Raw genomic sequence first — 12,873 nt, 5'->3', positions numbered from 1 at the left:
ACGGGTATTCCTTGGGGTCAGCGGGCGCGGGGCGCCCGTCGGTCATGTCGTCGCAGCGGCGAGCCTTGACGAGGAAGAAGCCGGCCGGCCGGAAGCCTCGCACGCCGCGGGGCCGGATCGGACTCTACGGTCCCGCTGCGACCGGTCGCAGGCGGGACGGCCGTCTATTGTAATGGCCGAATGTGACCATGCGGCATCCGCGCCCGGTACGCCGGGGCCCGGAACGGCTACAATTGCGCCTCTTTGCCCACCGTGACGTCAGGAACAGGAACACACGCCATGTCGCAGCCCAGCTGGTTCACCGAGGCCCACCAGGCCTCCGGCTCCTCCATCGGTTACCGCGTGGAGAAGCTGCTTCATGCCGAGAAAACCCCGTTCCAGACCATCGAGATCTACCAGACCACCGACTGGGGCAACCTGATGGTGATCGACGGCTGCGTGATGCTGACCAGCCGCGACAACTTCCTTTACCACGAGATGATGACCCACCCGGCGCTGTTCACCCATGCGCGCGCCAAGCGCGTGGTGATCATCGGCGGCGGCGATTGCGGCACGCTGCGCGAAGTGCTCAAGCACGAGGAAGTGGAATCGGCCGTGCAGGTGGAGATCGACGAGCGCGTCACGCGCCTGGCCGAGCAGTACTTCCCCGAGCTGTGCGAGGCCAACCACGACCCGCGCGCCGAGCTGCTGTTCATCGACGGCATCAAGTACATGGCCGAGGCCGAGCCGGAATCGCTGGACCTGATCATCGTCGACTCGACCGACCCGGTCGGCCCCGCCGAAGGCCTGTTCAACGCCGCCTTCTACGCCAGCTGCTACAAGGCCCTGCGCCACGGCGGCATCCTGGTGCAGCAGAGCGAGTCGCCGCTGGCGCACATCGAACTGATCAAGTCGATGCGCTCGGCCATGCGCACCGCCGGCTTCAGCGCGGTGAAGACCCTGCCGTTCCCGCAGCCCTGCTACCCCACCGGCTGGTGGAGCTGCACCATGGTGCGCAAGGGCGGCGACCTGGCCGGCTTCCGCGAGCGCGGCGCGCTGAGCAAGAACTTCCCCACCCGCTACTACAACGCCGAGATCCACAAGGGCGCGCTGGCGATGCCGGAGTTCATGAAGGAAGCGCTGGGCGAATAAGCCCGCCGCCTGCAACCCGCCTCGCGGCCACGCGGGGCGGGTTTTTGCGTTTCCGGGGGGACACTCAGAACAGCGTCGAACGCACCTTCGGCAGCAGCACCAGCACCAGGGTCGCGATCGGCCCCAGCAGCAGCGACACCAGGAACCACACCAGGCCGCTGCGATTCTTGCCCTGGGCCAGGCCCGCATTGATCAACGCCAGGGTGCCCCAGCCCACGAACCAGGGGGCTCGCCCGTCGGCCATGATCGCTATCTGATCCATCGTCTCTCCCGTGCGCGGCGCGCGAGCGCGCCCGAAGCATAGTGGTGGCGCGCGGGTGCGCGGCCGAATCGGTGAAGGGCCATGCTAACAAGCGTGGAAGCGCGCGGCGGCCGTGCGCGTTCGCAGGATCAGGCAGGCTTAATGCTGAATAAGTATGCTGGCCGCTTCGTTTTGCGGATGGAGAACAGCATGCGCGGATGGCGCTATCTCGCTTTGGGCCTGGCCGGTGTCCTGTCGATCGCCCCGGTCGCCGCCAAGCAGGCTTCCACCAAGCCGGTGCCCGCCAAGGCCGGCGATGCGCGCAACGACGCGCTGCTGGCCTTCCAGCGCGACCTGATCAGCGTGCTGGCCCCGCGCGCGGACGCCATGCCCCTGCTCGGCGCCGCCCTGCTCGCCCGCCCGCTGCCCAACCAGCCGAAGTACAACGACTTCCATACCCTGATCGAGCGCGCATCCAAAGCCGAGGACACCACCCCCGCCGTGACCTGGCTGCGCCTGAGCGACTGCGACGCCAAGGCCGACGCCTGCCCCAACGCCGACGCGCTGGCCGCGCTGGCCCAGCAGGCGCCGGACAACGCCGCCGTGTGGCTGCTCAAGCTGGGCCAGGACCACCACGACGGCAAGGACCAGGCCGCGCGCGAGGACCTGGCCAAGGCCGCCGCCGCCAAGCTCTACGACGACTACACCGGCACCAGCCTCAAGGCCCTGGCCGCCAACGTCAGCACCTTGCCGCCGCCAGCCGCGACCATCGATCCGTCCTCGCCCACCGGCGCCGCCGGCGTCGAGCTGACCCTGGTCTTCGGCATGGCCGCCACCCAGCCGCAGCCGGGCCTGCAGGCCACCTCGCGGCTGTGCGAGAACGCCGGCGACGATGCCGCGCTGAAAGAGGACTGCCTCAAGCTCGGCCGCCTGCTCGAGTGGGGTTCCAGCCCGCTGGCCCGCTCGCTGGGGCTGCATCTGCGCGAGGTGCTGGCCGCCGATCCGTCGCAGCAGGAAGACGCCAGGCACGCACGCCGCAACCTGGTCTGGCAGGTGCAGAACTTCGCCCAGCTGTCGGCCCGCGCGCAGGGCGACCTGGCCCTGGCCCAGCACCTGCTGGCGCTGGCGCGCAACGGCGGTACCGAGATGAGCCTGGTGCTGGCGGCGTTGCGCGACTACAAGATCCCGACGGATGCGCCGGCGGACTGGGACAGCCAGAAGCCGGCCGGCGCCGGGCAGGCGCAGGCGAAAGGCTGAGCACTGGCGCACGCGGCGCGCTGTTGCCGGTTCCCTCTTCCCGTGTACCCTTGGCCCACCTCGAAACGAAGGGGCGGCGCATGCTGACGGTGCTGGTGGCAAGCAGCAAGGGCGGTTGCGGCAAGAGCACGCTGGTCACCCAGCTGGCTTCGCACTGGGCGCAGGACGGCAAGCACACGGCCATCGTGGACGTCGACCGGCAAGGCTCCAGCTTCCGCTGGGCGGCGCGGCGCGCCGAACAGAACGTTCCCGGCGTGCTCGCCGTGGAAGGCAGCCGCAAGGCGCTGGAGAAACTGCCCGCGGACACCCAGCGCACCCTGATCGACACACCCGCCGGCTCGCACGAGCGCGAGCTGGAACCCTACCTGGAACAGGCCAGCGTGCTGCTGGTGCCGGTGCTGCCGTCCAGCTTCGACATGGACGCCACCATGGACTTCCTCGCCCACCTCCGGGAGATCCCGCGCATCAAGCGCGGCAAGCTGCCGGTGGGCCTGGTCGGCAACCGGCTCAAGCCGTGGACCCACGCCAGCCAGGACGCGATGGAGCGGCTCGCCGCCGACGCGCCGTTCCCGCTGGTGGCCGAGCTGCGCGACAGCCAGGCCTACGTGCTGCTCACCGCGCTCGGCAAGGGCATCTTCGACTATGCCTCCGAACAGGTGCGCAACCACCAGGAAGACTGGAAACAACTCCTGCGCTGGATCAAGCGCCAGCATTAATTCACCGTCCGTCCCGGAGCCGTCCATGCGAGAACTCATCCTGTTGCGCCACGCCGAAGCCCAGCCCTCGCAGCCCGGGGGCGACGACCTAGGCCGCCGCCTGAGCGGACGTGGCGAGCAGGAGGCCCGCGCCGCGGGCCGCTGGCTCGAGCAATGGCTGAAGCGGCATGGCCAGCAGCGGCCCAGCCGCGTGCTCTGCTCGCCCTCCGAGCGCACCCGCGCCACCGCCACGCTGGCGCTGGCCGAAGTGAACGGCGCGCCGGAGCCGGAGCTGTGCGAAGACATCTACGAGGCCACCCAGGGCGAGCTGCTGGCCCTGCTGGACGACCACAGCGACGCCGATTCGGTGCTGCTGGTCGGCCACAACCCGGGCATCGAGCGCCTCGTCGCGCTGCTGGCCGAGGGACGTTCGGACGAATACCGCGGCATGCCGCCGGCCGGCATCGCGGTGTTCCACTCGGACGAGGGCTTCGAACCGGGCCACGCCCGCCTGGAAGCTTTCTGGTCGCCGTGAGCCGCCCGCGCCGCCGCTGGCCTGGCCAGCGCGCCGCCGCCTGCCTCGTTCTCGCTGCCGCGGCCGCCTCGCTCCACGCCGCCGACTACCGCATCGACCCGGCCCGCTCGCACGCCGAATTCGGCGTGCGCCTGCTGTGGCTCACCCAGGTCACCGGCAGCTTCGAGCGCATCGACGGCGACGTGACCCTGAGCGCCCGGCGCGACGTGGCCGTGGTCGACGCGCATATCGCGGTGGACAGCATCCGCATGTCGTCCGAGCGCTTCCGCCGCTGGGTGATGGCGCCGGAATTCTTCGACGCCGAGCGCTACCCCACCATCCACTTCGTCTCCGAGCCGGTGCCGGTGGCCGCGCTGGAACATGGCGGCGAGCTGTTCGGCACGCTCACCTTGCGCGGCATATCGCGGCCGGCACGCTTCGAGCTGCTGCCCTCGCCCTGTCCGCTGAACGAGTCCATCCTCACCAACCCCAGCGACTGCCGCATCGAAGCGCGCGGCGACATCCAGCGCAGCGAGTTCGGTATGACCGGGCATCGCACCGCCTTGTCCGACCAGGTCCGCCTCGGGCTGGTCATCGCCATCGACCGCGCGCCCGCCAGCAGCGGGTCATGAACGCGCGCTGGCCCGGCGCCCGCGCGCCGGCTGGCGGACCGGCGACGGAATGCCCCGGGGTTATTTATCATCGCGGAATGTCACCGCGCTGGACGTGCGTTCTCCTTCTGCTGCTCGCCTCGACCCTGCTGCCGGGATGCAGCCTGTCGGCGGCGAAGATCCGCCGTGCCGACGCCATCGTGGCCGCGCAGACCGACCACCGGATCGACTGCGACAACCCCGGCACCGCCTGCGCCGAAGCCTCGCCCCTGCTGGATGCCGCCAGCGCCGCGATCGCCGCCTCCACCGCGCAGGCGCCGGTGCACGTGGTCACCCTGCTCAACGACAGCGAGCCGGCGATGGTGGCGCGCATCAACCTGATCCGCGCGGCGAAGCACTCGATCGACATCCAGATCTACATCTGGGACCAGGACGACGCCGGCCAGCTGATCCTGGACGAACTGGTGCGCGCCGCGCGCCGCGGCGTGAAGGTGCGCGTGCTGGCCGACCAGCTGTTCTCCTTCAACGACAGCGTGTGGCTGACCCGCCTGGCGCGGGCGCACGAGAACCTGCAGATCCGGCTGTACAACCCGACCTTCCACAAGTCGGAAACCTCGCCGCTGGAATTCGCCGCCGGCATCGTGTGCTGCTTCTACAAGTTCAACCAGCGCATGCACAACAAGATCCTGCTGGTGGACAACAGCATCGGCATCACCGGCGGGCGCAACTACCAGGACCGCTATTTCGACTGGGACAACGACTTCGACTACGTCGACCGCGACGTGATGGTCGGCGGCCCCGCCGCGCAGGCGATGGGTGAGACCTTCGAGCGTTTCTGGGCGCACAAGCGCTCGGTGCCGCTGACTCATCTGCGCGACATCTATCGCTTGCTTGTCGACGGCACGCCCTCGCCCTGGCGCGAGCCGGTGTACCTGCACCCGCAGCGCGTGGCGCGCGTGCAGGAAGAAGCCGACGACCCGGACTGGCTGGACGAATACCTGGTGGCGCCCACCCTGCGCACCACCGCGCCGGTGGAATTCTTCAGCGACCTGCCGGCCAAGACCGACCAGCCGCGCGAACGCGCCGCCCGCGAATTCACCGCCAACGTGATGCGCATGGTCGGCTCGGCCAAGCAGGAAGTGGTGCTGCAGACGCCCTACCTCGTAATGAGCAAGCGCGCGCGGAAGATCTTCGACCGGCTGCAGAAGCAGGACGCGCCGCCGCGCATCGTGGTCTCCACCAATTCGCTGGCCTCCACCGACGCGTTCGCGGTGTATGCGATGTCGTACAAGCACCGCAAGCGCTATCTCAAGGAATACGGCTTCGAGATCTACGAACTGAAGCCGCGCGCGCTCGGCCCCGCGCAGGACAACGCCTGGGCCAGCTCGGACGACGGCCCCGACGACGACACCGCCAGCGATGCCAGACCCACCGCCGGCAAGCCAGCCAGCAAGCGCCGCTACGTGGGCGTGGAGGCGCGCACCCTGCTCGGCCGCGGCGGCAAGCGCAACCGGCCGGCGCCGCTGCTCAGCGCGGGCCGGCGCTTCGGCCTGCATGCCAAGTCCATCGTGGTGGACGACCGCTTCGCCATGGTCGGCTCGCACAACTTCGACCCGCGCTCGGACCACTACAACACCGAGGCCGGCGTGATCGTGTACGACGCCGCCTTCGCACAGCAGCTGCGCACGGCGATCATGCGCGAGACCGAGCCGGAGAACGCCTGGGTGATCGGACCGCGCCAGCGCTCCATTCCGTTGCTGTCGGACCTGAGCGCCGCCATCGGCGACATCTCCGCCGCCCTGCCGCTGTTCGATTTCTGGCCGTACCGCTACGCCACCAGCTATCAGCTCAAGCAGGGCTGCACGCCGATGCGGCCGAGCGACCCGAACTTCTTCAGCTGCTACGAGGCGGTGGGCGATTTCCCGGAAGTGGCCAGCCCGCCCAAGCTGATCTACACGCGCCTGCTGACGGCGTTCGGCGCCGGGGCCAACGGGATTCTTTGATCGGGCGAGGCCGGATCAGGCCTGGCGGTCGTCCGCGGCGAAGCGCATCGGCAGGTTGCCGCTGAGGCCTTCGGGGTGGTCGGCCGGCACGGCGAAGCGCCAGCCCTGCACGGTCTGCACGGCCTCCTGGTCCAGGGCCGGATCGCCGCTGGACTGGTCCACCGTGGCGTGCGTGACATGGCCCTGGCCGTCGACCGAGAGATGCAGCACCACCAGGCCGGCGCGCGCGACGCGGCGGCTGAAGATCGAGCTGGGCGCCTGCGGCATCTCGATGGGCGTCAGCGTCGGCGTGTCTACGGCCGCCGGTGCGGCGATGGCCTGCTCGGCATCCACCGGCGGCAGATGCACGGCATGGGCGGGACGCCGCGGCACGGCAGCCAGGCGTGGATGCGCCGGCACGGCCGGTGCGGCGGCGCGCCTGGCGGCGATCCGCTCCGGCCCCTTCCAGCCTGCGGTCTGTTCGCTCAGCCATGCGGTACCGGCCACGCCCACGGCCAGCGCCAGCAGGCTCAGGGTGGTGGTGGTGCGCAGGCGGAACATGGCGGTGCCTCAGCGCTCGAGGATGGCGGTGACGCCCATGCCGCCGGCGGTGCAGATCGAGATCAGGCCGCGGCCCGAACCCTTCTCTTCCAGCAGCTTGGCCAGGGTGGCGATGATGCGCGCGCCGGTGGCGGCGAACGGGTGGCCCACGGCGAGGCTGGAGCCGTGCACGTTGAGCTTGGCCGGGTCGATGCTGCCCAGCGGCTGGTCCAGCCCGAGGCGGTTGCGGCAGTAGGTTTCGCTCTCCCACGCGCGCAGCGTGCACAGCACCTGGGCGGCGAAGGCTTCGTGGATCTCGTAGAAGTCGAAGTCCTGCAGGCTCAGCCCATGGCGCGCCAGCATGCGCGGCACCGCCACGGTGGGCGCCATCAGCAGGCCCTCGCCGTGCACGAAGTCCACCGCCGCCACTTCCGCGTCGAGGAAATACGCCTGCACCTTCAGGCCGCGCCTGGCCGCCCATTCGTCGTTGCCCAGCAGCACCGCGGCGGCGCCGTCGGAAAGGCCGGTGGAATTGCCGGCGGTGAGCGTGCCGTGGCCGGAGATCTTGTCGAACGCGGGCTTGAGCGTGCCGAGCTTCTCCATGGTGGAGTCCGGACGCAGGAAGCCGTCGCGCTTCAGGCCGCGGAACGGCACCACCAGGTCGTCGAAGAAACCGGCCTCGTAGGCCGCGGCCAGCTTCTGGTGGCTTTCCAGCGCCAGGCGGTCCTGCGGCTCGCGGCCGATATGCCATTCCTTGGCCATGCGCTCGCAGTGGTCGCCCATCGACATGCCGGTGCGCGGCTCGGCCACGCCGGGGAAGGAGGGCTTGAGTTCCTTCAGCGAGAAGCCGCGGGTGAAGGCGGCCATCTTGTCCTGCCAGCCCTTGGCGCGGTTGATCGCCAGCAGGCGCTTGCGGAAGCGCTCGCCCAGCACGATCGGCACGTCGCTGGTGGTGTCCGAGCCGCCGGCGATGCCGGCCTCGATCTGCCCGGTGGCGATCTTGTTGGCGATGATGATGGCGTTGTCCAGCGAGGTGCCGCAGGCGCGCGCCGTGGTGATGCCGGGGGTGGTCGGCGCCAGGCCCGAGGACAGCACCGCCTCGCGCGCCAGGTTCCATTCCGAGGAATGCTTGATCACCGCGCCCATCGCCACTTCGCCCAGCTCCTCGCCATGCAGGCGGAAGCGTTCGACCAGGGCGCCGAGCACCTTGACCGACATGCCGAAATTGCCGACGTCGGCATACGCGGTGTTGTTGCGGCAGAAGGGAATGCGGATGCCGCCGATCACACCGACGCGCTTGGAGGTGTTGTCCATGTCCTAGAAGGTTCCTGCCGGGCCGAGCGTTCAAGGCTAGCGCGCCCCGCCAGCGCGCGAAAGCCCGTGTTAAGTGAATGCTAGACTCCTGGTTCTTTGCCGTTCGGATTCGCCCACGTGGAAGCCTCGTCGCTGGTCGCCCTGCCCATCGTGCTCGCGCTGGAGCTGTCGCCCGGCGAGACGCCGGACCGCCTCACGCTGAGCCGCGACGAAGCCGCCGAACTGGCCGCCCTGGCCGCCGCCGACCTGCACGCGCTGGTGCCGCAGGTGGAGCAGTGCCGCCTGGCCGTAGCCGGGGCGCTGTTCGACGCGGTGGAACTGCTGCGCCCCGGCTTTCCCGTCTGGGCCACGCTGGACGAGCTGGCCCGCCGCGCGCCGCGCGGCCACCTGGACAACGTGGTCGCCTTCGGCACCCACGACGGCCACATGCCGGCCCAGCCGCTGGAGCCGGAACGCGGCTACGCCGACGGCCCGATGCGCCTGCTGCCGCTGAGCCTGCTCGCCCCCGAGGCGCTGGCCGAGGAACTGGCCGAGCGCCTGGAAGTGGAACTGGTCGGCCGCGGCGAAGCCGGCGCGCGCAGCTCGGACTGGCTGATGCGCACGCTGGGTGTGCGCCTGGAACATGCGCGGTACCTCAGCCGCAACGACCTGCTGGCCATGACTTGCGTGCAGTACGAGCACGTCAACCTCGCCGCGCTGTGGTCGCTGCTGGAATGCGCGCTGCTCACGCCCTACCGCGAGGAAGCCACCCTCACCGCCCGCGGCCTGGCGCTGCGCTATACCGAGGGCAAGGTGTGGATCCAGTCGCCGGCCGACTGGGCCGCGGCGCAGGCGATCGAGCCGGCACAACGCACGCATGAGCTGGCCGGCATCGTGTTCGAGCTGCGCCAGTACGCCGCCTTGCTCGATGCCCATCGCATTCCGCAAGCGCTCGAATCGATCGATGCCACCGCCACCGCGGCCGAGCCCGGTTATCTGCTGGAAGTGTTCGGTGCGCTCGACCCGGCCTACGGCGAGGCGCGCCTGCATGCGCACGAGGCGCCGGGCCTGGGCGTGATCGCGGTGACCCTGGCCCAGCGCGGCGAGAACGGCCGCGCACGCGTGCTGGCCAATGGCTATCCGCTGCAGCCGCGCGCACTGGGTCCGCTGGTCGCCGCGCTGGCCGAGCGCAGCGGCATCGCCGCCGAGCTGCATGCCCTGGGGCGCATCGTGCTGGATGAGTCCGGCCGCCTGGGCGCGCCGGCCGAACCGCTGCACTGAGGCCCGCAAGGCACGCTTCAGAAAAGTACGGCGGCTTAGACATTTCCTTCACCTTATCGGGGTCGCCGCCTACTGCCCACCCGCTGCGACTTGGCGCATCATGCGATCTCTAGCGTCCTACAGGGGTGGATGGACGGGCGGTATGGGCATGCAGCGGATCGAACCCGATCGACCGACCGGGCCGGCGTCGTCCGAGCCCGATTGGGCCGCTCGTGTCGTGCACGGCGCGCCGGCGCTGATCGCCTACATCGACCGCGAGCTGCGCATCCGCTTCGCCAACGCCGCGCACCAGTCCTGGCTGGGCGTGGACCCGGCGCAACTGCAGGGCCGCCACGTGGCCGAAGTGCTGGACGAAGCCAGCCTGCAACGCGCCGGCCCCTGCCTGGAAGAAGCCCTGCGCGGCCACGCTTCCGTCTACGAAGGCGAGATGTTCGCCGGCCAGTCGCGCTGCTACGTGCACGGCAGCTTCCAGCCGGACTACGACGCCGACGGCGCCGTCTGCGGCATCTTCACCGTGCTGATCGACATCACCGAGCGCCACGCGCTGGAAACCCGCCTGCGCGAGAGCGAGCAGCGCTTCTTCGGCGCCTTCCAGCATGCCGCCATCGGCATGGGCCTGGTCGCGCCGGACGGCCGCCTGCTGCGCGTCAACGCCGCGCTGTGCCACATGCTGGGCTACCGCGAGCCGGAGCTGCTGCAGCTCAATATCCGCGACATCACCCACCCCGACGACGTGGCCAAGAGCTTCCAGCTGGCCACCGAGCTGATGGAAGGCAAGCGCGATTCCTACCAGCTGGAGAAGCGCTACTTCCACCGCGACGGCCACGTGGTGCACGTGCTGCTGACCGTGTCGCTGGTGCGCGCACCGGACGGCACGCCGTTCCACGCGGTGGCGCAGATCCAGGATATCAGCCAGCGCAAGGCCTACGAGGAAGCGCTGTTCCGCGAGCGCGAACTGGCCGAGGTCACCCTGCGCTCGATCGGCGATGCGGTGATCACCACCGACCTGCAGCTGCGCGTCACCTCGCTCAACCCCATCGCCGAGGCGATGACCGGCTGGAGCCACGCCGAGGCGCTGGGCCGCGCGATCGAAGACGTGTTCCGCCTGCTCGACGGCGACAGCGGCGAACTGCTGCGCAACCCGCTGCGCGAGGCGATCGGCCGCGACACCATCGTCGAACTGCGCGGCAACGCCATGCTGGTGCACCGCAACGGCTTCCGCACGCCGATCGAGGATTCGGCGGCGTCCATCCACGACCACGCGGGCAACGTGATCGGCGGCGTGCTGGTGTTCCATGACGTCAGCGCCACCCGCGCGCTGGTGCTGAAGATGGCGCACATGGCCCAGCACGACACGCTGACCGGCCTGCCGAACCGGCACCTGCTGCAGGCGCGGCTGGCCCAGGTGATCGCCGCGGCGCGCCGCCGCCACGGGCGCGCCGCGCTGATCTTCATCAACCTGGATCACTTCAAGCACATCAACGATTCGCTCGGCCACCAGACCGGCGACCAACTGCTGCGCCTGTTCGCCGCGCACCTGCGCGGCCTGCTCGGCGGCGACCATATCGTCAGCCGCACCGCCGGCGACGAGTTCATGGTGGTGCTGCCGCACGTGGACAGCGCCGGCGACGCGGCCAAGACCTGCGAGCTGCTGATGCGCCGCTGGCACGAGCACCCGCCGCACGAGCTGGCCGAGCTGGCGCTGGGCTTCAGCGCCGGCATCAGCCTGTATCCGGACGATGCGGACGACGCCGAGGCGCTGATCCGCCACGCCGACACCGCCATGTACGAAGCCAAGATGCAGGGCCGCAACAGCTACCGGCTGTTCACCGCGGCGATGACCGAGCGCCCCGCGGCGCAGATGCGCATCGAGCGCGACCTGCGCACCGCCATGCGCCGCGGCGACCTGCAGCTGCATTACCAGCCGAAGGTGGACGCGCTCACCGGCGTGGTGGTCGGTGCCGAGGCGCTGCTGCGCTGGCAGGTGGACGGCCACGACGTCTACCGCCCCGACCAGTTCGTGCCGGTGGCTGAGGAAAGCGGCCTGATCGGCCCGCTCGGCCGCTGGGCGCTGCAGCAGGCCTGCCAGCAGGCCGCCGCCTGGCATCGCTCCGGCCGCAGCGTGTCGATCGCGGTGAACGTGGCGCCGCCGCAGTTCCTGCAACCGGGCTTCCACGACGTGCTGCGCGAGATCCTGCGCGAGAGCGGCCTGCCGCCCGGCATGATCGAGCTGGAACTGACCGAGCGCATGGTGATGGCCGGCGGCGACCACAGCCGCGCGCTGATGCAGCAGCTGAAGGAGCTGGGCGTGAGCCTGGCGCTGGACGATTTCGGCACGGGCTACAGCAGCCTGTCCTACCTCAAGCACTTTCCCATCGACGTGCTGAAGATCCCGCGCGCGTTCGTGCGCGACGTGGCGACGGATACCGACAGCGCGGCGATCGCCGACGCCATCATCACCATGGCGCAAAGCCTGGAGATGAGCGTGGTGGCCGAAGGCGTGGAAACGCCGGAGCAGGCGGATTATCTGCGCCAGGCCGGCTGCCGGCTGCTGCAGGGTTTCCTGTACGGCGCGCCGATGCCGGCGGTGGAGTTCGAACGCTTGCTGGTGCCGGCCTGAAACCCGAAGACCGATGCAGGTTGGGGTGAGCCCTGGGCGAACCCCAACGATGCGGTGCGCTCCGGCCTGGCTGTGTTGGGGTTCGCCTGCGGCTCACCCCAACCTACGCCGCTGCATTAGCTCGTCATTCCGGCGCAGGCCGGAATCCAGTAACGGTATCGCCGGGTTTTCGCGAAGAGCCTGCTCAGCCGCTTTCGCGAAAATCGGACACCGTCGCCACTGGATTCCGGCCTGCGCCGGAATGACGAGCTTTCAGAAGCCCGCCTCGTACATGAAGTAGTGGCACCGCTCCATCCCCAACCCCGCATACGTCCGCTGCGCACGCTCGTTCTCCGTCTCCACATAGAGCCGCACACCCACCGCGCGAGCCTCGCGCGCACGTGCCACCACCGCTTCGTACATCGCACGGAACACGCCTCCGCGCCGCGCGGATGCGGTCACGTACACGCTCTGGATCCAGAAGAAATCCCCGCAGCGCCAGTCGCTCCACTCATAGGTGACCAGCAGGCAACCCACCGGCTCGCCGTCGCGCTCGGCCACCAGGTAGAAGCCGCGCCGCGGTTCGTCGAACACCGCCGCCACGCCGCGCGCCAATACCTCGGGGTCCAGCCGCTTGCTTTCGGTCTCCCAGGCCATCGCCTGGTTCCAGCTGGCGATGTGATGGATATCGCCGCGCTGGGCGGCCCGGACGGTGAGCGACATGGCTGG

12 protein-coding genes are annotated in these 12,873 nt (G+C 69.9%); 8 read left to right on the top strand and 4 right to left on the bottom strand.

Annotated features, from left to right (window positions below):
- Positions 1 to 279 precede the first annotated feature (279 nt).
- Entirely contained in the window at positions 280 to 1,131 is an 852-nt protein-coding gene (gene speE, locus ISN75_RS22925) for a polyamine aminopropyltransferase (protein WP_214572727.1), read from the top strand.
- Positions 1,132 to 1,195: 64 nt separating this feature from the next.
- On the opposite strand, the gene ISN75_RS22920 is transcribed toward speE, so the two are convergent.
- Complete coding sequence (locus ISN75_RS22920; protein ID WP_167252784.1) at positions 1,196 to 1,393, bottom strand: antitermination protein NusB; 198 nt, start codon at positions 1,391 to 1,393, stop codon at positions 1,196 to 1,198.
- A gap of 189 nt (positions 1,394 to 1,582) precedes the next feature.
- On the opposite strand from ISN75_RS22920, the gene ISN75_RS22915 reads away from it, so the two are divergent.
- The 5 genes from ISN75_RS22915 to ISN75_RS22895 all read left to right on the top strand — a co-directional run bounded on the left by ISN75_RS22915 (position 1,583) and on the right by ISN75_RS22895 (position 6,452).
- Complete coding sequence (locus ISN75_RS22915; protein ID WP_343820339.1) at positions 1,583 to 2,629, top strand: hypothetical protein; 1,047 nt, start codon at positions 1,583 to 1,585, stop codon at positions 2,627 to 2,629.
- 80 nt (positions 2,630 to 2,709) lie between these two features.
- Positions 2,710 to 3,345 (top strand): ParA family protein, encoded by a 636-nt coding sequence (locus ISN75_RS22910; RefSeq protein ID WP_343820341.1) that lies wholly within the window; start codon positions 2,710 to 2,712, stop codon positions 3,343 to 3,345.
- Positions 3,346 to 3,370: 25 nt separating this feature from the next.
- Positions 3,371 to 3,859, top strand: coding sequence for a SixA phosphatase family protein (locus ISN75_RS22905; protein ID WP_167252787.1), 489 nt, complete (start codon positions 3,371 to 3,373; stop codon positions 3,857 to 3,859).
- Entirely contained in the window at positions 3,856 to 4,470 is a 615-nt protein-coding gene (locus tag ISN75_RS22900; RefSeq protein WP_168648871.1) for a YceI family protein, read from the top strand. The genes ISN75_RS22905 and ISN75_RS22900 overlap by 4 nt, the downstream gene beginning before the upstream one ends.
- Positions 4,471 to 4,547: 77 nt before the next feature.
- A complete protein-coding gene (locus ISN75_RS22895) occupies positions 4,548 to 6,452 on the top strand; it encodes a phospholipase D-like domain-containing protein (protein ID WP_168648870.1) in 1,905 nt (634 codons plus the stop codon).
- A 15-nt stretch (positions 6,453 to 6,467) separates the two neighbouring features.
- On the opposite strand, the gene ISN75_RS22890 is transcribed toward ISN75_RS22895, so the two are convergent.
- Positions 6,468 to 6,992, bottom strand: a complete 525-nt coding sequence (locus ISN75_RS22890; RefSeq protein ID WP_343820345.1) for an energy transducer TonB — start codon at positions 6,990 to 6,992, stop codon at positions 6,468 to 6,470.
- Between the two features lie 9 nt (positions 6,993 to 7,001).
- Positions 7,002 to 8,285, bottom strand: a complete 1,284-nt coding sequence (locus ISN75_RS22885; protein WP_168648868.1) for an acetyl-CoA C-acetyltransferase — start codon at positions 8,283 to 8,285, stop codon at positions 7,002 to 7,004.
- A gap of 117 nt (positions 8,286 to 8,402) precedes the next feature.
- Here ISN75_RS22885 and ISN75_RS22880 point away from each other — a divergent pair, with 117 nt between their 5' ends.
- Both ISN75_RS22880 and ISN75_RS22875 read left to right on the top strand, forming a co-directional pair.
- Positions 8,403 to 9,545, top strand: a complete 1,143-nt coding sequence (locus ISN75_RS22880; RefSeq protein WP_343820347.1) for a hypothetical protein — start codon at positions 8,403 to 8,405, stop codon at positions 9,543 to 9,545.
- A 148-nt stretch (positions 9,546 to 9,693) separates the two neighbouring features.
- Positions 9,694 to 12,165 carry a sensor domain-containing protein gene (locus ISN75_RS22875; protein ID WP_167252793.1) on the top strand — a complete coding sequence of 824 codons (2,472 nt, stop codon included), beginning with the start codon at positions 9,694 to 9,696 and terminating at the stop codon, positions 12,163 to 12,165.
- Between the two features lie 252 nt (positions 12,166 to 12,417).
- On the opposite strand, the gene ISN75_RS22870 is transcribed toward ISN75_RS22875, so the two are convergent.
- Positions 12,418 to 12,867: a GNAT family N-acetyltransferase gene (locus ISN75_RS22870; RefSeq protein WP_167252794.1), complete on the bottom strand. Its 450-nt coding sequence runs from the start codon at positions 12,865 to 12,867 to the stop codon at positions 12,418 to 12,420.
- Between the last annotated feature and the right edge of the window lie 6 nt (positions 12,868 to 12,873).

The sequence above is a fragment of the Dyella marensis genome (genome assembly GCF_049532885.1).
Lineage (GTDB): Bacteria > Pseudomonadota > Gammaproteobacteria > Xanthomonadales > Rhodanobacteraceae > Dyella_D > Dyella_D marensis.
This window is presented reverse-complemented; position numbering and strand designations above follow the sequence as displayed.